This window comes from Sessilibacter sp. MAH3, assembly GCF_054658275.1.
Genome location: NZ_BAAGIE010000001.1, coordinates 176,647 through 202,678 on the forward strand (window position 1 = coordinate 176,647; position 26,032 = coordinate 202,678).

A 26,032-nucleotide genomic window follows, 5' to 3' on the forward strand; every position below is an offset into this window, starting at 1 on the left:
TATTTAAGCTCAGCCTTAATATATCCAAAACTGTTTTTTTAAGGTATGTCCCTTTAATTCAGTTAAAACGTGCGGCCCTCTGTAATTACATATTCTTCTACATTTTTAGGTAGTTGATGTGTTGAAAATAATACCAGTCTTTGTCCCGCTCGTGTCATGGCTACATAAAGTTTACGAGTAGATTCTTGGTAGATAGTAGTTTTTTCCTCTTCGCTAAGGTCTATGTTATTAGCTTGATCTATTAAGTTACCAACGCCTAAAACAAATATCACTCCTGATTCCATACCGGTGCAGCTATTGATTGTCATTATGCGAATTCTTTCAGCATAATCGGTTGATTCTTTTGGATCATTTAAATTTAAAGCTGTTTTTGGGCCTAGTCGTTTTTCTATATCTCGTGTAACACTCCAAGGATTAATGACATCGCTGCATAACACGATAATTTGTCCGAGCGGAATTTTGTGTTCTTTTACGCAAGCGGTTATTTCGTTGAGAAAACGTTGTTGTTCGTCTTGCTGAGTGTCTGAATAAATGACTTGGGGTTTTTGTCCTCGGGTCATACGAGATAAGTCGGGTTGAATAAAATCTTCCGAATCGTCGTTTAAATAAGCAAGTAGTGCGTTTGCAGCGATCATTATTTCGTAGGTGGTTCGGTACGAGTAATTAAGTTTTTTTGTTCTACCACGTACATTTAAGCCAACACTTTTCCAACTTAGATGATTTTTTAAAAAACCTTGGTTTGGATCGGCGCATATAAATAATTGTCCATCTTGTTTGATAGATTTTTTTACAAGCTCTAACCAAGATGGAGCAAAAAATTGAGCCTCGTCGATTAGTATATGGTCATATAAATCGAAATTAATGTTTTGCTCTTCATTTAAGCAGAGGTTGCGTATGTATAAGCTTGGAAGAAAGCCGTTTTGTGGTGAAGACATTAGTTTACATGCGGCCTCATAGATCTCCCATATATGTTCTCTTTGGGTTTTTTGTAACGCGAATCCTCGGCCATGTCGGTCGTATTCTAGGTATTCGTTTTTATTTTTTATTAAGAACTCGTTAATATACTCAAGCTCTGACCATAGTTGATTGTCTGAAAGGTTTAATGATTTGTAGGCTTCAGAATCGTTTGTAAATAATTGCTTTTTGAATAGTATTAGGTCATTGTCTCTGAATAAAGAGCGTACTTTTTTTGTTAATTTTAATTGCTGATCTCTAGCGTATTTATGAAACGTACAAATAGTAAGATTGCTCGGCTGACCTTTTAAATGAGTTTTAAACTTATAAGTAATATCTTTTATAATGGGATTGTTGTGAATAAGCAATAATGATTTTTTCTGCGGATATTTCTTGCAGTACAAGATCGCTCTATTTATGAGTATTAGGGTTTTGCCACAGCCAGCAACGCCATTAATTAAACGAACAGAGAAGGACTCGTCTAATTCGCCAGAAACCGGATCATCCCACATGTCATATTTAGTGGCTTGCTCTTGATCGTAGTCGAGAAAAAAATTATCTAATTTTGCGTTATTATCACGAGCTACAAGTTCTCTTCGAGTTGTGCATGACGCATTAACAACAGATTCAGAAATAATGGTTTTTTTTATCCAATGATGAGCGTCATGATTAAACTGGCATAATAGTTTATGTATTTGGGTTATACCGTTTTCCCAAAATTCTTCGTGTGTAACGACAAATACATTGTGTTCGTTATAGTTTATGTCTACAAAAAGAGATTCATTATACTGGCATACGGCTAAGTAAATTAATCGGCTGTAACCGTTTGAGTGCAGCCTTTCATTGAGCAAAAGGTAGTTGTTTAGTTCGGTTAGTTCAGGAGGAGCTGGATGATCGCCAATTAATAACCAAGATTGATTCGGCCCTTCAATAATTACGTTAGCAATTGCATTGGTATCAAGTACTGGAGTTCTAACGATATATTCATCGCTTAGCTTTTCGAAAACTTTTTTGTATTTCCTTCGAACGCTGTGGCTTAGACCGGTAAGTGAATCCATCAATTTAGCCATAAACATCTCCATCAAGTCTAACTTGCCATGCCGTTTTTACTAGATCTTTATACGCCGCTATATATTCATGAATATTGGATTGGCGATTTTGAAGAGTAAAGTTCTCAGGTAATTCTGGGCCTATTAATATTAATTTTACCGTTGGGCGAGTAATTGCTACGTTTAATCGTTCTGGTTGAAATAAAAAGTGCGCGACAGACTGTATAAATTGCTTGTCCGTAGAGCACATAGAAATAATAATGAGTTCACGCTCTTGACCTTGCATACGCTCAACTGTATCGGTAACTATGTCTTTTGATAAAGAAAACCCGAAGTTCTCGGCGAGTTTTTTGCGGATTAGTTTGCCATGATTTCGATAAGGTGTTACGACTCCTATATCTTTCAGTGCGAGGTTGGCGGTACTTGCGTATTTTATGAGGTCTGTAACAAGTTTTGCTTCGTTGTCGCTGTGTGTGCGCGTGTTTAGGCCAGGACTTGGTATAAATGTAAAAGGATGGTTATTGGAATAAATTTCAGAAAATTGCTTTGATTCATTATTAAGTGAAAGTCTTCTTTGTTTATTTTTTCCAGTTGAGACCAAATTACTTTGGTAATATTGCTTGCTTGGCCAATGTGCTAACCACTGATTCATGCGATAGGTTTCGCTGAGCATTACTGATGTTTCGGGGCTTTGCAAAATTAGCTTGGAAAAAACAGAATAAGATGTTTCATCAAGTACAGATTTAGACAAAACAACCGGGGGTAATTGTTTGTGGTCGCCGACAAAGACAAATCGTTTTGCCTTGCGCATTGCCATTATCGCTAGAGGGACGGTAATTTGACTGGCCTCATCGAAAATAACAGTGTCAAAATCAAAGTTTTCTAGACGCATAGAACAGGTTGAGAAGGGTGTTGCGCCGATGGCGTAACCTGAGTCAGGCCTGTCTTCCCAATCTGAACCTGAGTTAAATTGCGGAACGGAATCATTCAAACCCTTTGTAGTACTATTTGCACCAACTTTAATAACGGGCACTTGTTCTTCAGAGATTTTATTAAGCGCGTTATTAATCGCCATGTGTGTGTGCGAAGTTATTAGTACTCTTTGGCCTTCGGATACTAGTAACTTTGCAATTAGACTAATAACTCTGGTTTTACCAGTGCCAGGCGGGCCTTGAATACACGCGAGATATTTTGCGGCAACACCCAAAGCTACAGCTTGAGTTTGTTTTTCGTTTAAACCTTCGTTCTCAGCGAAATCTGCTGCATTATCAAAATTATCTGTAAATATGTGATTAGTGTCTAATTCACCCGCCAGTAGAGGAATGATTATATTACGACCATTTGATGAGCTAGCAATGTCATCAAGAGCAGTATCGAAGAACGGTTTCAAATCCATTACGTCTGTATCAGCAAAATAAGGCCCCTCAAGCGACCGGATTACTGCTTCATCAAACTCGCCTCGTATTAACCATTCACCGTCGGACTCAGCCTCGATTACGGCTTGGCGCACAAAAGCATCTAGATTCGGGTTGCCACGATGTAGGCAAATCATATCGCCTTCACGAAATCGCGATTCCTCTATTCCAAGAGTTAGAATTAGATGTTTTTTGTCTTCAACTTCTATAGAAAAAATGCCTTGGGTTTCACCTGATTCTAACTTTTGTGAGGTTGGCTTCTGCCAAATTTCATGCAGTTTAGCAAAGTTTGCTTTGTGTTCTTTTTCAACAAAAGCTCTTAAGTCATCAAGTATTTTTTTAATACTCAACTTAATTTCCTTTAATTCTTTTGGTTATAAAATATCAAATTTGTAATTAATGTCGTGGGTATGGCGTCAAATGCATCATATTAAAGGGTTAAGTGGCCTTAAACCTAAGTTTGATATGAGAAAGGACGATAATCGAATGAAGAGTAACTCTCAAGTTTTTCTATGAGCGGTTTGATCGTTTTTAAATGGTTAGTATTTATGCAGGTAAATGGCTGGATATTGGAGTTGGATAAGAAACTCTGATTAACCTAGAGTTTCTTGTGACACAAAGATGTGTCGCCAATTTCAAAAACGGTAAGTGATTGAAATTGTGAAGAAATTGGAAATCGTATTTTCAATTTCTGTCCTCTGATTAAATCATGGAGGAGTTAATCAGAGGTTCCTATAAATAGTCTTAATCAGCGGCTTCTAGAGTTTCATACAATTAGCGTAGTAGGTAACGGTTGCGGGCCAGTCTGAGAATATGCCAATTACGCCAACGTCTTGGGCGAGTACGTCTACCACGCGATATAAGTCGCCGTCGCTGTTTACGGTTTGTATTTCTGGGTTTATGTCAAATTGGTAGTAGAAGTCGGCAAGAATATTACCTTGGGCGTCGGTGCCTCTGCGTGACCCTTGGCGGATGTCTGATCGTTCGAGTGACCAGGTGATAATATCAAGGCCTGCTTTTTTGGCTTCACGAGCATAGACTGAAGGAACAATTTCTCCGTTATTTTCTACTGCAAGTAGCATAAAGATTGGTGGGGCAATTATTTTTACGCCTTGTTTTACCAGTTCATCCATGGTTGGGTTAAATGTTGAGGCGTCGTTTGGATTAATTCCCGTAGCGTAGCGGCCATCTAAAAATACCGCTTGTTGAGCGAATTCGGGTTCGTTTTCAATCCAATATAAAATGTCGTTTAAATTAAACGATTGCGGGTAAACATTTTTGGGTGAGACTCCAGCTTCGCGATATTCGTCCAGCATTTTTTGGGCATAGTTTTCTTGTGAGCCAAAAATGTCTTCTATTTGTAGGTTTGCTGTTCCGTCTGGGCCTTTTAATTCTGGTGTGAATTTTCTGCCCAGTGATTTAAACAGTTCGATACTTTCTTTATGAGTCATTAATGTGCCACGGCTGTCGTAGTTTTCGGTACGCCAACTGGGTACGCCACCCAAATAATCTACGGCAGTTGTTGCTTGCGGATTAAACGAATCCATTTTGCCTTTTAAGGTTTTAAATTGCGCTAGTGTAATATCGCTGGCACAGCATTTTACCGAGCTTGGATTTGGGTTATCTTCGTTCCAAGGTACGGTGCATTGTTGATTTAAATCGGTGGTAATTATGTTAGTAGTGGTGTGTAAATCACATTGATCGTGGCGGCAAACCAGTTCGCCGTCAGCAGTAAATGTTACGTCGCACTCTAATATGCCAGCGCCCATTTTTGCCGCCGCTTCGTAGGATTCGCGAGTGTGTTCCGGAAATTGTAACGGAGCGCCTCTGTGACCGATAGAAAAATCGGTTTTTACAAAACGGCGATTTTCACATTGTTGCAAGGTCGTTTTTAATTTTCCTTGTGGAAGCCCTTCAATTAAATAAGATGGGCGAGGCCCGAGTTGAATATTGGCAGTTTTATTAAAAAAGTTGGGCCTTTGGGGCTCTGCATAAACGGTTGTTGTTAACGTTAGTGCAAGCGTAATTGCAAAGCTTGATGCTTTAATAAAAGCTTTATAGGGTGTGTTCAAGCGAAATAATCTCATAAAACTAATTCCTTGATGTTAGGTAAATAGATGGTCGTATTTTTTTAAGACCATCATTGCTTGGTTCAATGTACAATTTTTTAGGTGACGTTCTTTATGTACTAGGTTTTCTTGCATCAATGATTAGGAATCACAAATCGAATTATGGATTCGGTGATCAATGATTCTTTTTGAGTAATCTACGTGGTTTTTATGGTGTTATGATTACGGTTGTATGACGCAATGTATTTTTGTGAATAAAGGTGTTTTATCGAGTGCGCTTATGCAATTATTTTATTTGTAGATAATTTGATAAGCTTTTTAGGTGATCTTTTGCGGGATTTTTGTGGGATTTGAAAAGAAGCTTTGATTAAAATGATTATTTTAATCAGGAGGTAGAAGTTGAAAATTCGATTTCCAATTTCTCACAATTTCAATCAATCATCGTTCTTGACATTAGTGACACATCCTTGTGTCAATGAAAACTCTGAGTTAATCAGCGCTTTCTATTTAGTGCTTTGAGCATTAAATTTCGCCAGTTGCTCAGGCGTCGCTTCTTTTTGGTATTGATTTTTCCATTCGGAGTAGGGCATACCATAAACAATTTCGCGTGCTTTTTCGTAATCGATGTCGATATTTTGGTCAGCGGCGGCAGCGGAGTACCATTTGCTCAAACAGTTTCGGCAAAAACCGGCTAGGTTCATAAGGTCGATATTTTGTACGTCTTTGCGATCGTCTAAATGCTCTAATAAACGTCTGAAGGTTGCCGCTTGTAGTTCAATTTCTTCTTGTGTGTAGTCTGTCATGGTTTAATTCTTTCTAGAGTTAATATTAAAAAATAGAGTCGTTTAATAAAATGACGTCAAGTTTATCGCCACTTTTTACCGTTTTATCAATAGGAACTATGGCCAATCCATCGGCCCAGGTGACTGATGAAAGCACGCCGGAGCTTTGGTTGCTGAATTTTTCTAAATCGCCTTGTTCGTTAAATTTAACGCGTAAAAAGTTAATGCGTGAAGGCGCTTTATGACTAAAATTAGTTTTAAATTTACGAGTTTTTAGGGGTTGGTTGCTGCCCAGCATTTTAAATAAATACGGTTTAACAATTAATAACAGAGTATTAAATACGGCAACTGGGTTGCCGGGTAAACCGAAAAAGGGAGTGTTGTTAATAATGCCGTAGGCTAGCGGTTTACCGGGTTTAATGGGTAATTTCCAATTTTTAAGCTCGCCTAATTCGCTAACGGCTTGTTTTACCCAGTCGGCATCGCCAACAGAGACACCGCCGGTGGTAATAATACAATCTGCTTTAGCGGCTTGTTGCAGTATTTCTTTGGTGGCCTCTAAAGTGTCTTCGGCTTTACCCAAATTTTTTACTTCACAACCCAGTGCGGTGAGCGCTGCTATCAATAAATATTGGTTGGAATTATAGATTTTACCGGGTGCGAGTTCTTCGCCGGGATTTACCAACTCATCTCCCGTGGAGAAGATCGCAACTTTAGGTTTGCGAACCACTTGAATTTCGTGAATACCGATAGACGCCAATAAGCCTATGTCCTGCGGTTTTAGCCGTTGACCTGCTGGAATAATTTCTTCGCCCAATTGGATATCTTGGCCTTGGGGACGAATATTTTCACCCGGTTTTAAGGTGATATTAATTTTTACCTGGGTTTTATCTTCATTAAATTCACAGTCTTCTTGCATGGCCACAGCGTCGGCATTTGCGGGTATTTCACTGCCGGTATAAATTCGAGCGGCGGTATTGCTCGTTAATGCATTGGGCGGATGGCCGGCGAATATAGTTTGCGAAATCGGTAACCATTCTCCCGGTACTTGCTGTTGACTGTTAATGGTGACACCGTCCATCGCACTGTTATCGTTGGGTGGAACAGGTATTGAGCTAACTTGCGCATTTTTTAATACGCGGTTCAGCGCTTGATCTAAGGTAACGGTTTCGTACTCAGAAATACGCGGCGCAGTGTCAACAATATTATTAATGATATCGATTAGTTGATTCATGTATTTATAGAATTATTGAGTATTAATGAACGATGGGTGCTTGTAACTGGTATCGAATTTATCTCGATTAACATTGACTCAGTTATTGCTTAAAGACTTTGCCGCGGGAAAATAAATTTTTTGCAGTAATTCTTCGAGAGGTTGTTTTAATTCTCGATGTTTTTCGGGCAAATATAAGTATAAACCTCGCTCAATGGTGCCATCGGGCAGCATAGTAAATAATGGATTGCCGTTTTCGTCTTTGGCGAGATCAGAAAGAATTAACGGTCGGCCGGTTAAGCCAAGCTCGGCGCGGCCGGATTTAACCAATCTCAGTAGGTGTTCTGGATGATTTGCCACCAAGATATTTAACGATAAATTAGGGTAAGTTTTATTTAAAAGAGATTTACCAAGGCCGGTTGTGGCGATGGTGGTGCCCTCTGGAATTCCGCTTAAATCGAATCTTGATCGATTTTCCATTAAGCAAAAGAAATCTAAATAGGCTTTTTCAAGTGGTGGCTCAATACGCACACCTTCTTTGGATTGATCTTGGTCTTCTAGAAATATCGCGCCATCGTAGCGTTGGCCGTCAAACAGTCGCTTAGTGGCGTTGGAAATCTCTAAATGCATGTAAAGCTGGTAACCCAATGATTCAAAGACCTTCGACAGCTTTTCAATGTGGGCATTCGATATAGTGGAATAATCGGTAATGGGTGACGGTGTTGTTACCGAAAATACTGGCAAATCTGGCGTGTTGGGCAATTGTTGCTCAGCATGGCTTGCACCCATAAAGCTGAGTGCGGCAATAAAAGCCATAATTGGGCTTAATGAAACAATAGGTAGCCTAGCGATGGATTTGGTTAGCATTTTGATAAAATTTGAGCTCTTTTCCTAAAGGGCGAGGCCGATTTTATGAATCTACTCGTAACGCTTAGTCAACTCAACTCATATTAATCGGCATGTATTTCTACATCTAAGCCTACAATAACCCGTGTGTTAAACACTAGGTTTTATTGTAGTCAGGTCTCATCAAATTTTTCGGTGTTATTCGACCCGCGACGAACTAACGAACTTCTGATTAACTCCTCCATGATTTAATCAGAAGACAGAAATTGACAATGCGATTTCCAATTTCTTTGCAATTTCAATCACTTACCGTTCTTGAATTTGGCGACACATCCTTGTGTCACCGGAAACTCTAGGTTAATCAGAGTTTCTTTGAGTTTGCTATTTGATTGTTTTAACCACGAAAAACCGCGTTTTTAGTACTTAAATTAACTGGCCAACAAAATTACAAGGACGATGGCGGCTGTCGAGCTGTTCTTTTAGGATTTTTGTCCAGCCGGTTTCACAGGCGTTGTTTGAGCCGGGTAGACAGAAAATGGCGGTTTTGTTGGCAATGCCAGCAACGCATCGTGACTGCACCGTCGAGCTGCCAATTTGCTCATAGGATATCTGGCGGAACAGTTCTCCAAAGCCGATAATTTCTTGATCGAATAGCGGTGTTACGGCCTCGGGGGTGCTGTCTCTGCCAGAGAAGCCGGTGCCGCCGGTAGTTACGACGACTTGAACATTAGCATCGGCAATCCAGCGCGATAGTGCGTAGCGAATCTGGTAAATGTCGTCTTTAACGATAACTTTCTCAATAAAGTTGTGGCCGTCTGTTTGTAGGCAGTTTTTGAGCAGGTCGCCGGAGGTATCGGTGGATTCGTCGCGAGTATCGCTAATGGTTAAAACCGCAATGTTTAATGGCGTAAATTCTTTTGCGTTGGTCATGGTGAAATCGTTCTGATGTCGAGTTTAAAAATACGTGTTCGATGGCTTAGCCTGATGACTAATTCCAGGTGATCATTGTCTGGCAATTATTGTCTGGCAAAAGCAAATGCTTTGTTTTGAGATTTGCAAAAACTGTGCGGATTATGTGTGTTAAATCTAGCCGCCGGTGGCGTTCATAAATCGCACAATTTGCACGTCATCTTGCTCAAAATGATGCTTTTCTGGCTTTTTGCCAATGGCATTCACAATGGCTTGTTTGAGTTTTTCAATATTGTTGGGATGAGCACGAAGCACGGCTTTAAGATCGACCGCATGTTCGTTACCCAAACACAGCAGTAATTTACCTTCGGCGCTGACGCGAACGCGGTTACAGCTCGCGCAAAAGTTTTCGCTGTGCGGTGAAATAAAACCAATTTTGGTTGAGCTGTCTTTCACTTGCCAATATCGCGAAGGGCCGCCAGTATTTTCGCTGCTGGTTTCAATATCGAAACATTCGGTGATTAACTCACGCAATTGCGCACTGCTGACGAATTCTTGGTCGCGTTGGTGTTCGGTAATAACACCCAAAGGCATTTCTTCAATAAAACTGATGTCGAGCCGATGGTTTTTGGCGAACTCGATGAGCGGAATAACTTGATCGAGATTTCTGTGTTTTAAAATAACGGCGTTTAATTTGATGCGCGCAAAATCTAGGCTCTTACAGTAGTCGATACCTTCAAGCACCGTGTTCAAGTTACCGGTTCGGGTTAGTTCTTTAAATTGAATGGGGTCGAGAGTATCAAGGCTGACATTAATGCGTTTTACTCCAGCGTCTTTAAGTGCTTGGGCGTGTTCTTTTAAGTGTGAACCGTTGGTAGTGATGACTAACTCATTCAGAGCTTTGATTGCACCTAATTCGCCAAGCAAGGTTTCTACGCTTCTGCGGATAAGTGGTTCGCCGCCGGTCAGGCGAATCTTGGTTACACCCAGTTCGGTAAACGCCTGAGCAATTTGTGCCAATTCTTCTAGGGTGCACAGTTGCGCTCTGGGTACAAAGGTCATTTCCTCTGCCATACAATACACACATCGAAAATCGCAACGATCGGTTACGGATAACCGTAAGTAAGTGATTGCTCGCCCAAAAGAGTCGACGAGCTTTGGCGTCGATTCAATTTGTGTTGTTGGGCTAGATGCGTTTTGAATGGGTTTTGGCATGAGTAGACTTATAGATTAATGGTTCGGTCTTTTTTATTGAGCAATTTCTGATTAACTCATCCATGTGATTAACTCATCCATGATTTAAGCAGAAGGCAGAGTTTGACAACGCGATTTCCAATTTCTTCACAATTACAATCACTTACCGTTCTTGAAATTGGTGACACATCTTTGTGTCGTGGGAAACTCTGGGTTAATAAGAGTTTCCTTTAGTTTACTTGCCGTGCTTTTGGGCGCGATTCGAAATCTCAAAGACCAATAAAATTGCTTTGATACTCCCGTGATTTCGTAAATATTTCAAGTTGCAGGTTGCCTGACACGGTATTTTCGAGAATTTGGTGACGTTGTGCGGTGAAAGCCAGCGCATTTAAGTACCGGCTTCAGGCGATATTTGTAGAGGTTTCTCACTGCGAGCGTTTGAAAAATTTAGTTTTGTACCAAGGTTTCTTCGAGAATTTTTTCCAGTTCCATAACGCAAGAGCCACAACCTGTGCCCGCACCGGTGGACTCACTAATGGCGCCCACGCAGGTGATTTGGTTTTCGCGAATGCTGTTTTGAATGGTTTTTAAGCCAACGTTTTTACAGGCGCAAATCAGCTTGCCGGTTGCTAAAGAACCTTGAGCCTCACCACTGATCAATGACCGCTGGGTAGTGACATCAACCTTGTTGGTTAACGTTTCTGTCAACCAATCTAGATCGCGATTGCTCAGTCGATCGGCAACCAGATAATAATCAACCAACCGGCTCACACGAATTCGGGCGTAGTGGAAGTGCTTACCTTGGATGTCGGAGAGTTCAAGAGAATTAATTTGGTCTTCGTTGGGCATTATTTCTCGCAAATATTGCGAGAGTTCTTCTGGCGTTTTTTGCGAAGCAATGGTGTATCGGTAACCTTGGTTAATGGTTTGTCGAACCCAGTAGTTGCTGTTATCAATATCCAATTCTTGGCGAGTTACCACCACGGCTTCGGAGTTAAATACCCAGTTGCTGATTGTAACGGGTGTGAACTTGGCTTCTGGCTGGCCCGAGATGGCATCGAACTCGGGTGTTACCACCGCACCGACTCGGCCATGGGAAGACGTTACTTGAGTCCAGTGAATGGGCATAAAAACCGTGTTGCGAGTAACGGTATCGCTGATGTCGGCGCGTGCCAGTGCCTGCCCGGTGATACTGGTGATCTTAACAATGTCGCCGCTGTTAATTTGTAGATTTTCTGCATCTTTTGGGTTGATGGTTAGAAACGGCTCTGGTTTGTGGCCGCCTAATCTGGCCGCTAAACCGGTGCGGGTCATGGTGTGCCACTGATCACGAATACGCCCGGTGTTTAGCACCATTGGGTATTCGCGCGAAAGCTTAGTTTGCGGAGCACGTTGGCTCACGCTGATGAATTGACCGCGGCCGGATTTGGTAAAGAAATTTCCTTCTGCAAAAAAGCGATGGTTGCGAATGGCGTTCTCTGGTGTTGGCGATACGCAAGGCCATTGCTGTGGCAGAAGCTGGTCGTATTCAATGTTTGAAATGTCTTGCAAGCTCTTCAGATTAAAGTCGCGATTGCCTGAGTTTTTATAGGCTGAAAGCTTGGCGTGTTCACGAAATACGTCGGCTTCGCTGGCAAACTCAAAAGCCTTGCCAAACCCCATGCGTTTACCCACTTCTGCGATAATCCACCAGTCGGGCATGGCATCTGCGATGGGCGGTAGCAGCTTACGTTGACGAGAAATTCGACGCTCGGAGTTGGTAACGGTGCCGGATTTTTCAGACCAACCTTGCGCGGGTAGTTTTACATCGGCAAGGCGCAACGTGTCGGTATCGGCAATGCAGTCTGATACCACCACAAAATCACAACCTTCGATGGCTTTTTTAACCTTGTCGGCATTCGGCAGGCTGACCACGGGGTTGGTCGCCATAATCCAAAGTGCTTTGATTTTGCCTTCGGCAACAGCATCAAAGAGCTCAACTGCGCGTAAGCCTGGTTTTTTAGCCAAGCGATCGGTTTGCCAAAACTCAGAGACCAAAGCATAGGCTTGGTCATCGCCAAATTCCATGTGCGCCGCCAGCGTATTCGCCAGTCCACCCACTTCACGACCGCCCATGGCGTTGGGCTGGCCGGTCACCGAAAATGGGCCTGCGCCGGGTTTGCCAATGCGACCGGTGGCAAAGTGGCAGTTGATGATGGCGTTGACCTTATCAACACCAGCACTGGATTGGTTAACACCCTGCGAATACACGGTGAATGTTTTCTCGGTGGTGGCGAACCAGTCGTAAAAAGTTTGTAGGCTTTCGTTATCAACGCCTAGGGTCTCTAAGAATTGATTGTGATCTTGGCAATCACGCTGCGCGGCGGCAAGTGCGTCTTCAAAGCCTTCGGTGTATTGATCTACATAATTACTGTCGATAATTTCGCGACGGCTTAGCTCGGCCAGTAAACCGTTAAACAAGGCAACGTCGGTTCCCGGATTGACCGCAAGGTGCAGGTCGGCGATGGCACAGCTGTCGGTAGCGCGCGGGTCTATAACCACTACTTTCATTTCGGGGCGTTGCGCTTTGGCGGCTTTTAAACGCTGGAATAAAACCGGATGGCACCAAGCCAAGTTTGACCCAACCAAAATAACCAGATCAGAAAGCTCAAAGTCGGTATAAACATTCGGGACGGTATCCGAGCCGAAGGCGCGTTTGTGCCCAGAAACGCTCGATGACATACAAAGGCGTGAGTTGGTATCGATATTCCCACTGCCAATAAATCCCTTCATTAATTTATTGGCCAGATAATAGTCTTCGGTAAGTATTTGGCCGCTGACGTAAAACGCAACCGAATCTGGGCCATGGGTTTCTATGGTTTCTTTAAATCGAGTGGCAACTTCATTTAGGGCGATTTCCCAAGTGGTATCTTGCCCATCCACATTTGGATGAAGCAAGCGTCCGTTGGCAATGGCTGTTTCGCCTAGCGCTAAACCTTTTGAACAGAGTCGCCCGAAGTTTGCTGGATGAGTGTCGTCTCCGCGAACTTTAACGATCAGATCGCCCCCAGGAATTTGCTCTTCTACCTTAGCTTCGACACCACATCCTACTCCACAGTATGCGCAGGTGGTTTTGATCCAGTTGTCTGTACTGCTCGACAGGAATGTCACTCGAGTTCTCCAGGATTGATAACAAGATTAAAGGTTTCTTCAACGTTACAATCTATACAGCAATAAATGAACCAAACAATAGTTTTTTGCACGGTTTGAGAGCTTTTTCTTTGAGGATACTAGAAAAATCCATTAAACATAGGCGGTTATATTATTTTTTGTGCCTAAATAAAAACATAAATTGCTTTAGTGATATAAATTGGTGCATTAAATTTGTTCTAAAAATGATATTTTGTGGTGCAATAATATTAATATTTGATTTTTGTGTATTTAAACAGTGCTTAATAATCGATGGGAGAATGTTTTATTTTGTGACTATGAGTTTTTTTTGTTTATAACTGATTGAAAATAAATAGGTTTTTATTTTTTTGATTGTTGTTGTGTTATTGGCTTGTAGGTTGCTAGGTCTCTAGTACAAAATAATTCCGGTCTTTTTTTGATCGGGTTGTTGCTTGGCTAGCAGGTGTCAACGGTTTTTAAGGTGGAATTATCCATGCCATTTGATTCGACAGCAGCTCAAAATCCGCGAGTATCTATTGTTGGCGCCGGTCCCGGTGATCCGGATTTATTGACGGTAAAAGCCTTGCGTTTGATCACGTCTGCGCAAGTGATTTTTTATGACGCACTCATCAGTGATGAGATTCGAGCTTTGTTTCCGTCGTCTGCTGAAAAAATCTATGTGGGTAAGCGTTGTGGAGAGCATAGCTTTTCTCAGCAAGAAATCTGCAACCAACTTGCTAAAGCCGCTTTAACAGGCCAGCGCGTGGTGCGTTTAAAAGGCGGCGATCCGTTTGTGTTTGGTCGCGGTGGTGAAGAAGTTCTTGCGCTTGCGGCTCACGGTGTTAGCACCGATGTCATTCCCGGAATTACCGCAGCCGTTGGTTGCAGTGCTTCGGCGGGTATTCCGTTAACACACCGTGGTTTAAGCCAAGGCTGTACCTTTGTGACGGCTCACGCCCGCTCGGAAGATTCTAAAGAATTGTTGGCGGTGGATTGGTCGGCATTGGCAGCCAGTAACAATACGCTTGTTTTTTACATGGGTTCTGCACGTCCAGCACTGATTACCGAGCAATTAATGAATTCGGGTATGTCGGGTGCAATGCCGGTTGCAGTTGTAGAAAACGGTTGTACCCATCGCCAGCGTGTCTTTCAAGGAACTCTAGAAACGTTAGAAGCGCTTATCAATAGCCATCAGGTTAAGGCGCCAGCACTGATTTATGTAGGTGAAGTGGTTTCGTTTATGAACGAGCTGTCTTCACTTACTCAAAAAAATATTAATTCTCACCAATTAGTCTATTAAGTCGGAGAAAAACTATGGCAAAACAGCGTGTTGTCGTGGTCGGTAACGGTATGGTTGGACACAAGTTCATCGATACAATTATTGGCGCACCTGAGGCAAATAATTTTGAAGTGGTGACTTTTTCTGCTGAACCTCGTTTGGCATACGACCGCGTACAATTGAGTAGCTATTTCTCTGGCGCCTCTGCCGAACAGTTGATGTTAACCAGCGAAGGTTACTACGACGAAAAGGGTGTGAAATACGTTTTAAATGAAAAGGTGGTTGAGATCGACCGCGCGGCTAAAAAAGTGGTTACCGCAAGCGGACGTGAAGAAAGCTACGATACGTTGATTTTGGCAACGGGTTCTTATCCGTTTGTGCCGCCAATACCAGGTAACGACGGTGAACATTGTTTGGTTTACCGTACCATCGAAGACTTAGAGGCAATCACTGCATCCGCACAGAGTTCAAAAGTGGGTGTGGTTGTTGGTGGTGGTCTGTTGGGCTTAGAAGCCGCCAATGCTTTGAAATGTTTGGGCTTAGAGACGCATGTGGTTGAATTCGCGCCACGGCTGATGGCGGTGCAGTTAGACGAGGGCGGCGGTGCTTTGTTGCGCCGTAAAATCGAAGATCTAGGCGTTTCTGTTCACACGCAAAAAGCCACCACAGAAATCGTTGCCGGTGAAAACTGTCGCTACCGCATGAACTTTGCCGACGGTTCGCATTTAGAAACCGATTTAATTTTATTCTCTGCCGGTATTCGTCCAGAAGATACCTTGGCTCGACAAGCAGAGCTTACCGTGGGTGAGCGTGGCGGTATTGTTGTTGATAATCAATGTAAAACCTCCGACAACAACATTTATGCTATTGGTGAGTGTGCGCTTTGGGGCGGTAAAATCTTCGGTTTGGTAGCGCCGGGTTATTCCATGGCGAAAGTGGCTGCGGGCAGTATTTGCGGTAAAAGCGATGAGTTTGTTGGTGCCGACATGAGTACCAAATTGAAATTGTTGGGCGTTGACGTTGCTAGTATTGGTGATGCGCACGGTTTAACTCCCGGCTCTTTAAGCTACACCTATACCGATGACGTTGAGCAAGTTTATAAGCGTTTAATTGTATCTGCCGATCGCAAAAAATTAGTCGGTGCCGTTCTGGTTGGTGAAGTCGAAGCCTACGGTAATTTATTGCAGCTCGTGTTAAACGATATGGATTTACCGGAGTCACCAGAAGCGTTAATTCTGCCTTCTATTGATGGTTCTGCGAGTTCTGGTTTAGGCGTAGATGCGTTGCCTGAAACCGCGGTGATCTGTTCTTGTTACGATGTAACCAAAGGTCAAATTGAGCAAGCCGTTGCCGGTGGCGCTACCGATATGGCGGCCATTAAAGCCATGACCAAAGCATCAACCGGTTGTGGTGGTTGTGCGGCCTTGGCTAAACAAGTTTTAGATGCAAGCTTGCTGTCGTTGGGTTACGAAGTGAATACCGATATTTGTGAGCATTTTGCCCATACTCGCCAAGAGCTTGCCGATATTGTTCGCGTTAAGAAAATCAAAACCTTTGATCAGCTTTTAGAAGAGCATGGTAAAGGCCATGGTTGTGATATATGTAAACCTGCTGTGGGTTCGATTTTAGCGTCTTTCTGGAATGACTACGTTTTGTCTGATGACAACATTGGCTTGCAAGACACCAACGATATTTATTTAGGCAACATGCAAAAAGACGGTACCTATTCTGTTGTGCCTCGAATTGCCGGTGGTGAAATTACGCCCGAGAAATTAATTGTTATTGGTGAAGTCGCGAAAGAATTTAATCTATACACCAAAATTACCGGTGGTCAGCGTATCGATTTATTCGGCGCGCAATTGCATGAATTACCGTTAATTTGGGAAAAATTAGTTGCCGCTGGTTTTGAAACCGGTCATGCGTATGGTAAATCGGTACGTACCGTTAAATCCTGTGTGGGAAGTACTTGGTGTCGCTACGGTGTTGATGACTCTGTTGGTTTGGCGATTGATATTGAAAACCGCTACAAGGGTTTACGTTCACCGCACAAATTAAAATTCGCAGTATCGGGTTGTACACGCGAATGTGCCGAAGCGCAATGTAAAGACGTGGGTATTATTGCCACCGAAAATGGTTGGAACTTGTATGTGTGCGGCAATGGCGGTATGCGTCCTCGTCATGCGGATTTATTTGCAACCGATTTGGACACCGAAACACTGATTAAATACATTGATCGCTTTTTGATGTTCTACATTCGCACCGCCGATCGTTTACAACGTACCTCGGTTTGGTTGGAGAATTTACAAGGCGGCTTAGATTATCTGAAAAAAGTCGTAATTGATGACGCTTTAAATATTGGCGCCGAATTAGAAGCAGAAATGGCCGCGAATATTGGTAACTATCAATGTGAATGGAAAACCACACTTGAGTCACCAGAGCGTTTGAAGCGCTTCAATCACTTTATTAATTCCGACCAAAAAGACAGTAACCTTGCGTTTGTTCTTGAGCGTGGTCAACGTCGACCAGCTACTAAAGAAGAGCGTGAAAATAAAGTTACCTTGATCGAACTCGTCGATTAATTAAAAGAGCCTGTGATTAATTCGCCTTTGATTTAATCACAGTGCAGAAATTAAAAATCTTAAATGATAATGAGGCCGTTTAAAGTGTCTGATAATTGGATTACCGTCTGCAATGATAGCGATCTTACACCAGGAACAGGGCTTTGTGCTTTGATTGGTGAAGAACAGGTGGCAGTATTTAAAATTAAAAAAACCAGTGAGCTTTTTGCTGTAAGTAATTACGATCCCATCGGCGAAGCCAACGTTTTGGCTCGTGGTATGACCGGGTCCATTGGCGATGCTTTGGTTGTTGCATCACCTTTGTACAAACAGCATTTCAATCTTGCTACCGGTGAGTGTCTTGAAAAACCCGATGTTTCTGTAAAAACTTATCCGGTGCGTAAAAATGGCGATGTTATTGAAGTTCAATCCGTTGCCTAAAGGGTTTTAGCCCGCTTTCTCCAAAGTAAGTTCTAGTGACTTATTTTTAAAAATTGTTCAATTTGAATGCAGGTGGCGAAAGCCACCTTTTTTTTATTGCACAATTGTTTTCGGTTATTACTTCTCGTTTTTTAATTTATCGCCGTTTGATTAAACCCGTAAATTCTGTGTTTTGAATGACCGATTTGAAAGTCGGATATTAATTGTTTTTTGTGAGATGTTTTTCACATGTTAGGAACTGCTGATTAACGTATCGATGACTTATTCAGAGAGCAGAACTTAATAATGGGATTTCCAATCTATTCATAACTCAATCCTTTGCCGTTTTTGATGTTGGCGACACATCTTTGTGTCACTGAAAACTCTAGGCTAATCGGTTTTTTGATCTATAAGTCCGTGTTTTTTAGTGTTAGAAAAATGCAAAACTGAACCGCGTTTCATATTTGTTAAGGCTAATTCTGCTAACGTGTAGATATCAATCATTGGTTTACACAGAGCAATTTTTTATGATGTCTTCGCATTTAAAGACCAAATCATTGTTAACTGTAGCCGCAGCCGCTTCATTGGCCGCCGTTACACTTCCTGCTAGCGCGGCAGGTTTTGGTATTTTCGAGCCTAAAACACTCGCTTTGGGTGGGGCAGGTGTCGCTATAGCCGATGCGGGTAACGCAACTTTTTATAATCCGGCACTGTTAGCTAATTACGATTACGATGAAGATAAACCGGGCAATGGACGTTTGTATTTTCCGGCAAGCAGTTTATCGATCAGCGATTCTATTTTCGATGCTCAAGATATTGAAGACGATGAATTGGTTGATCAAATCTCGTCGGCAGTTTCAGACTTCAATACCACTCAGTCGGCGCAAAACGCCCAGACGGTTGTTGACAGCATTGGTCGATTAAATTCTTCGTTAACGGATCTTCAAGATGCCAGGGTTAACGCCGATGGTTTTGTCGGGTTGGTCATTTCCGAACCCGGAGATGGGCAGGGTGGTGCCTTTTATGTGGGAGGACGAGCCTACGGATCGGGTTTATTGAATATCACCGATACGGACTTAGGTTTGCTTGACGACTATGCAGAAGGTTTAGACTTTATTGCCAGTAATGGCTCACGTGGACAAGCGCACCCTGAATTGTTTGATGCAACCGGTAATTTGATTGACCCGCGAGATGATTTAACCAGTACCGCAACGGCTTTAGGTGTTGCCTCGGTGGAGGTTGGCGTTAGCTTTGCGCAACGTTTTACCGTTTGGGGGCAAGATATTGCACTTGGCGCTACCCCTAAATTTTCTGTTTTTTACACCTCAGAAGCGTTTTTAGATTTACAAAATAACAACGTGGTTACAGCAACAGCCGAGCAAAGTCAGCGACAGCTTAATTTAGATCTAGGCTTTGCTACTCAATTTGGCAATTGGCAGTTGGGCTTGGCGGTAAAAGACGTTTTTGAGCAGAGTCTAGATACCGATTTGGGAAATACCATCGATATTGGCGTGAAACCGAGATTGGGCCTTGGCTACAGCAATAATCGTTGGCTGGTTGGCTTGGATGTCGATGTAATTCCTATTGATACGGTTGGCAATAACATCAAAACTCAGGATTTATCGTTTGGTGTGCAATGGCGGGCGTTTCGTCAAACCTATTTACGCTCTGGTTTGCGACAAGACATCAATAATTCTGAAAACAGTGAGACTGTGATTTCTCTGGGATTAGGTACCCGCTGGCGCAGTTGTTTGCTGGATATAGCCGTCGCGCAAAGCAGCGATTCGCAATCCGCTGCTCTACAAATTGGCTGGGTACTTTAATCTTCTAAATAAACTCGGGTGGCAGTGTTACAGTCAGTTGGGTCTGCAAAATCAATGCGAACGGTTTTACCGGCTAGTTTGGCTGATAGCAATATGCTCAAGGCTTCTTGAGTATGGGGTGTGACTGTGGAAGAAAATCTCGCTTGCGTACAGGAGCATTGATTATTGGACTTTGTGATAGTCGCGTATATTGTTCCTGTATTGGAATCCAGGCCAAGAAGTCCATTTAGTTCGTTTCTATTCTGCTCGCAAAATGCTTGAGAAAGGCTGCTGCCCGTAAGTAATAATATGGCGATTACGAATTTAATGTTCATTTGATTTCCTCTTAAAGTTTTAGTTATGTAAACTAAGTTATTATGTAATTGATTAAATAGTTTTAATAATCAATAGGTTATGAAATTTCTGGAGAGGATTATGCCGTTGCACACGAATGATGTCACTGTTATTGATATCTTGCGTCATGGCCAATGTGAAGGTGGTGAGATTTATCGGGGTTCGACGGATGTTGCGCTTACGTCATTGGGCTGGCAACAGATGTCGAACTCATTGGAGCCGTTGCTATTCGATGGTAAACCGACCTGGCATAAAATCGTCAGCTCACCTTTGCGCCGTTGCCGAGAGTTTGCCGAATTAAAATCCAACCAATGGAATTTACCGTTGGACATTCAAAAAGATTTTAGAGAAATGAGTTTTGGCGATTGGGAAGGTCAGTTAACTAAAGACATCTATTTGCAAAACCCTGAGTTTGTTGAAAGTTTTTATCACGATCCAGAAAATTTTTATCCGCCAAACAGTGAGCATATTGTTGATGTGCAAAATCGCCTCAAATTTGCTTGGTTGCAGTTAGTTGAAGAGCACAAAGGGCAGCATATATTAGTGGTTAAACATGGTGCGGTTATGAGAATTTTGTTGCTTTGGTTACTGAATTTATCGTTTACACAATTTCGAGTATTCGAAATTCCCTACGCAGGTTTAATTCGTTTGAAGGTCGCGCATCAGCCTAATGGTGATCGGGTGTTATTTTCTGGCTTTAATCGTATTGATGCTTTAGAGCGCTAAAAATTTGATATCTGTTTTTGTAAACGTATTTTTTAATAAAAGCCTTTAATGCGTTACGTAATTTTAAAGTTTTTTACGGTTAATTTTATAAAAAATAGTTTTTTTGTTGATATTTCGAGTTAAAAACTTAGAATTTTTGTTGTTGATGTCTTTGCTTTATTTTAATAATCAAAATTAAGCAAAATGTAATCAAGCAATACACCGCTGCCATTTTCATCGATAGATTGACGGTCAGCAACAGTTCTGGATGATGTTTATCGGTGATGGGTTGCGAGCCAATAAAATAGGTAATAAATAAGGTTACTACACCCATGCCGATGGTATTGCCGGTAGTTCTGGCAAGATTTAATAATGCTGCTGCTGCCCCAAGTTCTTTTTGCGGAATTGAATGCATGGCAATGTTGTTGTTGGGTGTGGTGAATAAACCGTAGCCGACACCTAAGCCAAGCATTGCGACGCTGACAATGACTACCGGGGTCAACTCTCCCACGCTGGAATACACAAAGAACGAAAGACAAGCGATAGCACAGCCAATTGCCGCAATAACTCCGGCGTTTAATTTATCGGAAAGCTTCCCGGCAATGGGTGCTAAAGGTGCCATAGCAATTGCCTGTAAAAGCATAATGTTACCAGCTTGGCTCGGAGGCATGTCTTTTATGTATTGCAAATACATGCTGGTAATTATAGAAACCGGGTAGGCGGCAGCGTACATAAATAAGGTCGCTATCAAGGCAATGGTAAAGCTTTTATGTTCACTGAATAGAGACAGTCTAACCAAGGGGTTTTCTGTCTTACTTTCATGGGTTGCAAACCAAATTAGCGCTGCGATACCGGCAATGAAAATAACAATGTGTGCAGGATCGGGTAAACCCGACAATCCAACAACCAGGCCTAGCGTCCAAAACCCAAATATTACCGTGCCTTTCCAATCGAATTTTCCGGGTTTAGGATTTTTCCATTCGCCACGAATCTGTAACGCCGCAATAATTAATATCAGTAGCGCTGGAATCTGTACCCAAAACACACTTCTCCAGCCTAGATACTCCGTTGCCCAGCCGCCGAGCAAGGGTGCTGTTGCTAAACCTGCGTATAACGCAAAAGCATTTATGCCTAAGGGTAATCCGCGTTGTTTGGGAGGAAATACCGAGGTGAGAATGGCCATGGAGCAGCCAAAAATCATTGCACTGGCAATACCTTGTATAAATCGACACGCAATTAACCAATAGATGTCTTGAGCGAATGTCGCTGCGATAGTGCCCAACGTATTTACGATCATTCCGGATACGTAAATTTTCTTCCGGCCAATGTTGTCGGCCAGTTTGCTGAATGGCAGCATCAGCGAAATACTGCCGAGCAAGAATATTGTTGGAATCCAGCCGATTAGAGACGCTTTGGCATTTAATGCGTGGGCAATGGTGGGCAATGCTACATTTACGGTTGCTAGGGTGATAGGACCCATAAATGCGCCGAAACTTATGACGCAAACCACAAAGAGTTGAGCGCGGCGGTTATTAAGATAATACTCTTGGGTTTGTTCGGCTTGAATACTGACCACGATAAATCCAACGCAAAAAATACAGTCGCCAGTATAACAAAGACGCTTCTTTACGTCTGTGAGCGATTTGTTGTCACTAATAGCTTATGGCTTCTAATAGCTATCTATAATGTTTTTCTTTCCAGATTCAAACTAGTTTTTTGCAACAGTAAATTTGTAAAGGCTATGGATTTAACGAACGCTGCCGCTAGAGGTGTCGAGCCGAAGAAACCACCTCACCGTTGAAACATTTTCGAATTATCCAGAGTTTTTCGCGACTCAATTACGCGTCGCTGATTTCTGCAACAGTAAGTGATTGAAATTGTGAAGAAATTGGAGACCACGTTGCCAATTTCTGCTTCTTGATTAAATCATGAATGAGATAATCGGAGGCTCTAATAGTTATTAGCAGACGTCGATCAAATACCAATGTTTATTCCGCGTAATTTATGCGTGAGTTTCTTTTGTCGTTAATTCATTGATGGTTGCGGATGATCAAAATTCGAAATTTACAATCGTTCAAAACTAGCCCATATTTATTCATACGTGTTCGCTATTGTGTATTTCCGGTGGTTATCTTAAGAACTGTTGGTTAAGAACTATTGGTTAAGAACTATTAGGAGGGTTTAGCTATGGTGCCTTGGCTTTGGATATGGTCGCCGCAATCTCATTTTCCGTGGAGTGGTTCGGTTGCACAGCACATCGAACCGAAAACAAACTGGTTTAATGACTACATTAAGTCTGAATCTGGTGATGCACAAATTGAGGAATCTGTGTTTCAGCGATTTAGCTATGGTACGCAGCTTAGTCAAATTATTAAGTTTTTATTGGCTACAGTAGATGCCTCGGCATTAAATTCAGACGCTAAAGAGGCCTATGAGAAACTACTTAAACTCCATAATGGGGTTAATGAAATTAAAGATCAGGTTCGTAAAAATAGAACCGAAGATATTATTAAAGCCGTGATAGAACTTAAAGAGACGAGTGAAGACGAGTATGAAAGTCTGTTGATTGCGTTAAAAAAACTCATTGCAGAAGGCTAATGCTACTTTTATAGGCTTTTTGTCAATTGGGAAGGCGTATTGCTACTTTGGTAGAAGGTTATCTGTTGTATTAGTAACGTCTGTGAAGCTCTAAACCTGATTCACTATTAAAATCGAAAAGAGCGTGGTTTCTGATTATAAAAACAAGCACAAAAAAGCAGTGCGGGAATTTCAGCACTGCTTTTTTGTTTGGAACCCGTTAAAAAAATTGAACGGTTTCTATTCGGTTCGCGTGATGCTTATTCGGCCATCTCTTTTAATTTTTTCAATGGACGGATTTTAACCTGAATGCTGGCTGGTTTTGCTTTGAAAGTAGTCTCTTCACCCGTGAAAGGGTTAACACCTTTGCGAGCTTTTTTCGCTGGTTTTTTTACGGTAGAGATTTTCAAAAGACCTGGAAGTACGAAGTCACCACAACCGCCACGCTTTTTCAAGTGACCAGCCATAATGTCTGACAATTCGTCAAGAACTGCTTGCACTTGTTTCTTTGGAATTTCAGTGGTTTCAGAAATCTGAGTCAAGATTTGAGTTTTGGTGTAACGCTCAGCAATGGGTTTTACACGTTTTGCTTGCGCGGCGGTAGCAGAAGCGGCGGCAGGAGCAGCAGGCGCGGTTGTTTTTGCAGGTGTCTTGCGAACGGCCATAGAGGGTTCCTTGTTGTTAATTATAAGTAACACCACACGAGATCGATTCGAACTCGGTTAATGTTAAGGCGGAAAATAGAGAGTATTTTTGAATACTGGTTTAAGCTGCGTTTAGCTATGCACAGAGACGCACGAGTGCGCTCATATCTCATTATATATAGTATAAAAATGAGTGCGGCAATTATTTTATTGAAAAAAATAGTGGTTTGCATCAACTCTTGTTGATGAATTTACTCAGACATGACCTGATTAAAAATATTTACCCAAAATGACTAAAATTTAGCGGTTTTTCAGGAGTTGAATTCGATAAAGGCTTGCGAAAGATCGCAACTCAGCAGTACTTAACGCACATTTCTCATTAAGCAGGCAATACTTTGCTGTGTTATGGCTAGGATTTTTACACCGCCGCAATCCTGTTCGTGGGCTGCTACTGCGCAAAGCACTGCATTTCTAGCGTTTACGAAAGTTCACCTCTGGTTGTTTGATGTCTAGCTACATAGGTTTTCGAGAAGTTTTAACCGGAAAAACAAGGATATGGCAACAAAAAATGTTGTGCGCAGTGATGGGCTTGCTCATTTTCGTGCTGTGTGAGTAATTTCGTTACAGTTGGGCTGCGCATACTTCCGTCTCAACTAATTAATTTCGACTTCACGGTAATTGACTTCCAGATTCTTCAATAATTCCAAATGGGCAACGTTAACTGTTGAGTTGTGGGGATATGTTGTGGGGATATGAGGTGGTTCCCATAGGGGAAGGTTGGATAATCATTAATGAGCGCTTAGAACGTAGCTCAGCTTCTAATCATCTCTAAAATGTTAAATAAATCTTATTTTGTAGAGTTTTACCCTACTCGGGCGGGTTGTTCGTAAAGTGGCTGCGAATCATTGTTACACAGATGCGGGTAAAAATTGCGTTTTTAACAGCAGTTTAACGGCATCCTTAATACGTTCGTCTAATTGATGCTCCTTAGCGGTGATTACTTTTGTTAAATGCTCACAGATATTTGCTAATTGAAGATCATAGGCATTATTTTGCGGTGCAGTAATTTTCATTTTTAACCGTAAGACCACAAGCTGAATGCTCAGGTTAATCAGGTCGGCGAGATTCGGCGTTAGTTGAATGCTTTGATTTTCAAGCTCATCAATAATGTCATCGATACCTTGCAGTAAGGGCGATATGTGCTGAAAACCACAGAATAGAACGTGATTTTTAATATCGCGAAAAGCACTGACTAGGTTTCGGATCGATGGGTATTCAGGATTATTGAGCTGTGACTGATGCAAGCTTTGTAAACACAGTTGATAGGAGTGAGTTACTCGCTCAATCAATTCGCTCGCCGAGTAATCATCCCAGTAGTCTGGAGAGGCAAATAACATCGCTGAACCTGCTGCACAATTGTTGAAAGGTGCGGTACGTCTAGCGTCTTCGAATGAATCGAAGCGTAGGTACTTTTATTTGAGACTAACAAACAAAAATGAAGCTTTTGCGGCACATGAACGTTGAGATTTACAGGTTTGAAGATTTTTTGATGACGATTCTTACCTGAGCTGTACCCACACATTGTTGGAGCGAATATTTACCCGGTTTAGGTTTTCATGGGCTATAATGCCGGGCTTTTTCGTGTGTAATGCTAAAACGTTGCTGAACCGGCGGGGTTTCATCTTAAATTCAGCGGTCGGTTCTGTTTTGAAAGCGTTCTGGGCTTTAAAACCAACGTTTACGCCACCACATGGGGTCGTTGTAAACCATTTGTTATTGATTATTGACCAAAGTCACCGGTGAGGAGTAAGTGAATGCCGATTTATGAATACGTTTGTAAATCTTGTGATCATGAGTTCGAAGCTTTGCAGAAAATGTCGGATGATCCGTTGAAGGAATGCCCGGCGTGTAAAGCGTTGTCGTTGACCAAAAAAATCTCAGCCGCGGGTTTTCGACTCTCAGGTAGTGGTTGGTATGAGACTGATTTTAAATCTGGAAATAAAAAGAACCTAGCGTCGTCTAGCAGTGAGAGCTCAGCGGCGAGTGCTAAAACAGAAACGAAGGCGTCTAAATCAGAGAGCGCTTGACATGTTGTGAGTCCATTGACGATAC

At 42.1% G+C, this 26,032-nt stretch carries 20 protein-coding genes; 7 read left to right on the plus strand and 13 right to left on the minus strand.

Features of this window, described 5'->3' with window-relative positions:
* Nucleotides 1–62: 62 nt before the first annotated feature.
* The 9 genes from ACYQ2C_RS00710 to ACYQ2C_RS00750 all read right to left on the minus strand — a co-directional run bounded on the left by ACYQ2C_RS00710 (nt 63) and on the right by ACYQ2C_RS00750 (nt 13,581).
* Nucleotides 63–2,024 carry a 3'-5' exonuclease gene (locus tag ACYQ2C_RS00710; RefSeq protein ID WP_460099031.1) on the minus strand — a complete coding sequence of 654 codons (1,962 nt, stop codon included), beginning with the start codon at nt 2,022–2,024 and terminating at the stop codon, nt 63–65.
* On the minus strand, nt 2,017–3,768 hold the full coding sequence (locus ACYQ2C_RS00715) for an AAA domain-containing protein (RefSeq protein WP_460099034.1): 1,752 nt from the start codon (nt 3,766–3,768) through the stop codon (nt 2,017–2,019). Before ACYQ2C_RS00715 ends, ACYQ2C_RS00710 begins: the two co-directional genes overlap by 8 nt.
* A 408-nt stretch (nt 3,769–4,176) precedes the next feature.
* Complete coding sequence (locus ACYQ2C_RS00720) at nt 4,177–5,505, minus strand: glycerophosphodiester phosphodiesterase family protein (RefSeq protein ID WP_460099037.1); 1,329 nt, start codon at nt 5,503–5,505, stop codon at nt 4,177–4,179.
* A 485-nt stretch (nt 5,506–5,990) separates the two neighbouring features.
* Complete coding sequence (locus tag ACYQ2C_RS00725) at nt 5,991–6,290, minus strand: DUF1244 domain-containing protein (RefSeq protein ID WP_460048221.1); 300 nt, start codon at nt 6,288–6,290, stop codon at nt 5,991–5,993.
* Nucleotides 6,291–6,315: 25 nt separating this feature from the next.
* Nucleotides 6,316–7,503, minus strand: a complete 1,188-nt coding sequence (locus tag ACYQ2C_RS00730) for a molybdopterin molybdotransferase MoeA (RefSeq protein WP_460099041.1) — start codon at nt 7,501–7,503, stop codon at nt 6,316–6,318.
* Between the two features lie 78 nt (nt 7,504–7,581).
* Nucleotides 7,582–8,298, minus strand: a complete 717-nt coding sequence (locus ACYQ2C_RS00735) for a hypothetical protein (protein ID WP_460048219.1) — start codon at nt 8,296–8,298, stop codon at nt 7,582–7,584.
* 453 nt (nt 8,299–8,751) lie between these two features.
* Complete coding sequence (gene moaB / locus ACYQ2C_RS00740; RefSeq protein WP_460048218.1) at nt 8,752–9,258, minus strand: molybdenum cofactor biosynthesis protein B; 507 nt, start codon at nt 9,256–9,258, stop codon at nt 8,752–8,754.
* A gap of 156 nt (nt 9,259–9,414) precedes the next feature.
* Nucleotides 9,415–10,452: a GTP 3',8-cyclase MoaA gene (gene moaA, locus ACYQ2C_RS00745; protein ID WP_460099045.1), complete on the minus strand. Its 1,038-nt coding sequence runs from the start codon at nt 10,450–10,452 to the stop codon at nt 9,415–9,417.
* 426 nt (nt 10,453–10,878) lie between these two features.
* A complete protein-coding gene (locus tag ACYQ2C_RS00750; protein WP_460099047.1) occupies nt 10,879–13,581 on the minus strand; it encodes a molybdopterin-dependent oxidoreductase in 2,703 nt (900 codons plus the stop codon).
* A gap of 493 nt (nt 13,582–14,074) precedes the next feature.
* Between ACYQ2C_RS00750 and cobA the strand changes: the two genes are divergently transcribed.
* The 4 genes from cobA (at nt 14,075) to traF (ending at nt 19,661) form a co-directional block, all read left to right on the plus strand.
* On the plus strand, nt 14,075–14,881 hold the full coding sequence (gene cobA, locus ACYQ2C_RS00755) for a uroporphyrinogen-III C-methyltransferase (protein WP_460099050.1): 807 nt from the start codon (nt 14,075–14,077) through the stop codon (nt 14,879–14,881).
* A gap of 14 nt (nt 14,882–14,895) precedes the next feature.
* Nucleotides 14,896–17,439, plus strand: coding sequence for a nitrite reductase large subunit NirB (gene nirB, locus ACYQ2C_RS00760; RefSeq protein WP_460099053.1), 2,544 nt, complete (start codon nt 14,896–14,898; stop codon nt 17,437–17,439).
* An 84-nt stretch (nt 17,440–17,523) separates the two neighbouring features.
* A complete protein-coding gene (gene nirD, locus ACYQ2C_RS00765) occupies nt 17,524–17,859 on the plus strand; it encodes a nitrite reductase small subunit NirD (protein WP_460099056.1) in 336 nt (111 codons plus the stop codon).
* 506 nt (nt 17,860–18,365) lie between these two features.
* Nucleotides 18,366–19,661 (plus strand): conjugal transfer protein TraF, encoded by a 1,296-nt coding sequence (traF, locus tag ACYQ2C_RS00770; RefSeq protein WP_460099059.1) that lies wholly within the window; start codon nt 18,366–18,368, stop codon nt 19,659–19,661.
* Here traF and ACYQ2C_RS00775 read toward each other — a convergent pair.
* Entirely contained in the window at nt 19,658–19,975 is a 318-nt protein-coding gene (locus tag ACYQ2C_RS00775; protein WP_460099061.1) for a hypothetical protein, read from the minus strand. The two genes, traF and ACYQ2C_RS00775, sit on opposite strands and share 4 nt — an antisense overlap.
* 100 nt (nt 19,976–20,075) lie before the next feature.
* Between ACYQ2C_RS00775 and ACYQ2C_RS00780 the strand changes: the two genes are divergently transcribed.
* Entirely contained in the window at nt 20,076–20,720 is a 645-nt protein-coding gene (locus ACYQ2C_RS00780) for a histidine phosphatase family protein (protein WP_460048206.1), read from the plus strand.
* A 127-nt stretch (nt 20,721–20,847) separates the two neighbouring features.
* Here the strand turns inward: ACYQ2C_RS00780 and ACYQ2C_RS00785 are convergent, their stop codons facing one another.
* Complete coding sequence (locus ACYQ2C_RS00785; protein ID WP_460099065.1) at nt 20,848–22,275, minus strand: MFS transporter; 1,428 nt, start codon at nt 22,273–22,275, stop codon at nt 20,848–20,850.
* Nucleotides 22,276–22,886: 611 nt separating this feature from the next.
* On the opposite strand from ACYQ2C_RS00785, the gene ACYQ2C_RS00790 reads away from it, so the two are divergent.
* On the plus strand, nt 22,887–23,297 hold the full coding sequence (locus tag ACYQ2C_RS00790; RefSeq protein WP_460099067.1) for a hypothetical protein: 411 nt from the start codon (nt 22,887–22,889) through the stop codon (nt 23,295–23,297).
* Between the two features lie 239 nt (nt 23,298–23,536).
* Here ACYQ2C_RS00790 and ACYQ2C_RS00795 read toward each other — a convergent pair whose 3' ends face one another.
* Together ACYQ2C_RS00795 and ACYQ2C_RS00800 are read right to left on the minus strand one after the other, a co-directional pair.
* Nucleotides 23,537–23,941, minus strand: a complete 405-nt coding sequence (locus ACYQ2C_RS00795; RefSeq protein ID WP_460048203.1) for an HU family DNA-binding protein — start codon at nt 23,939–23,941, stop codon at nt 23,537–23,539.
* Nucleotides 23,942–24,828: 887 nt separating this feature from the next.
* Nucleotides 24,829–25,317, minus strand: a complete 489-nt coding sequence (locus ACYQ2C_RS00800; RefSeq protein WP_460048201.1) for a hypothetical protein — start codon at nt 25,315–25,317, stop codon at nt 24,829–24,831.
* Between the two features lie 417 nt (nt 25,318–25,734).
* Between ACYQ2C_RS00800 and ACYQ2C_RS00805 the strand changes: the two genes are divergently transcribed.
* Nucleotides 25,735–26,007: an FmdB family zinc ribbon protein gene (locus ACYQ2C_RS00805; protein WP_460048200.1), complete on the plus strand. Its 273-nt coding sequence runs from the start codon at nt 25,735–25,737 to the stop codon at nt 26,005–26,007.
* The last annotated feature ends 25 nt before the right edge of the window (nt 26,008–26,032 follow it).

Excerpts from the sequence above, each read along its gene's own strand:
- ACYQ2C_RS00725 (WP_460048221.1), bottom strand. The coding sequence starts at position 6,290 with ATGACAGACTACACACAAGAAGAAATTGAACTACAAGCGGCAACCTTC.
- ACYQ2C_RS00775 (WP_460099061.1), bottom strand. The coding sequence starts at position 19,975 with ATGAACATTAAATTCGTAATCGCCATATTATTACTTACGGGCAGCAGC.
- ACYQ2C_RS00720 (WP_460099037.1), bottom strand. The coding sequence starts at position 5,505 with ATGAGATTATTTCGCTTGAACACACCCTATAAAGCTTTTATTAAAGCA.
- nirB (WP_460099053.1), top strand. The coding sequence starts at position 14,896 with ATGGCAAAACAGCGTGTTGTCGTGGTCGGTAACGGTATGGTTGGACAC.
- ACYQ2C_RS00730 (WP_460099041.1), bottom strand. The coding sequence starts at position 7,503 with ATGAATCAACTAATCGATATCATTAATAATATTGTTGACACTGCGCCG.
- ACYQ2C_RS00805 (WP_460048200.1), top strand. The coding sequence starts at position 25,735 with ATGCCGATTTATGAATACGTTTGTAAATCTTGTGATCATGAGTTCGAA.
- ACYQ2C_RS00795 (WP_460048203.1), bottom strand. The coding sequence starts at position 23,941 with ATGGCCGTTCGCAAGACACCTGCAAAAACAACCGCGCCTGCTGCTCCT.
- ACYQ2C_RS00780 (WP_460048206.1), top strand. The coding sequence starts at position 20,076 with ATGCCGTTGCACACGAATGATGTCACTGTTATTGATATCTTGCGTCAT.
- cobA (WP_460099050.1), top strand. The coding sequence starts at position 14,075 with ATGCCATTTGATTCGACAGCAGCTCAAAATCCGCGAGTATCTATTGTT.
- ACYQ2C_RS00790 (WP_460099067.1), top strand. The coding sequence starts at position 22,887 with ATGGTGCCTTGGCTTTGGATATGGTCGCCGCAATCTCATTTTCCGTGG.
- ACYQ2C_RS00735 (WP_460048219.1), bottom strand. The coding sequence starts at position 8,298 with ATGGCTTTTATTGCCGCACTCAGCTTTATGGGTGCAAGCCATGCTGAG.
- moaA (WP_460099045.1), bottom strand. The coding sequence starts at position 10,452 with ATGCCAAAACCCATTCAAAACGCATCTAGCCCAACAACACAAATTGAA.
- ACYQ2C_RS00710 (WP_460099031.1), bottom strand. The coding sequence starts at position 2,024 with ATGGCTAAATTGATGGATTCACTTACCGGTCTAAGCCACAGCGTTCGA.
- ACYQ2C_RS00800 (WP_460048201.1), bottom strand. The coding sequence starts at position 25,317 with ATGTTATTTGCCTCTCCAGACTACTGGGATGATTACTCGGCGAGCGAA.
- moaB (WP_460048218.1), bottom strand. The coding sequence starts at position 9,258 with ATGACCAACGCAAAAGAATTTACGCCATTAAACATTGCGGTTTTAACC.
- traF (WP_460099059.1), top strand. The coding sequence starts at position 18,366 with ATGATGTCTTCGCATTTAAAGACCAAATCATTGTTAACTGTAGCCGCA.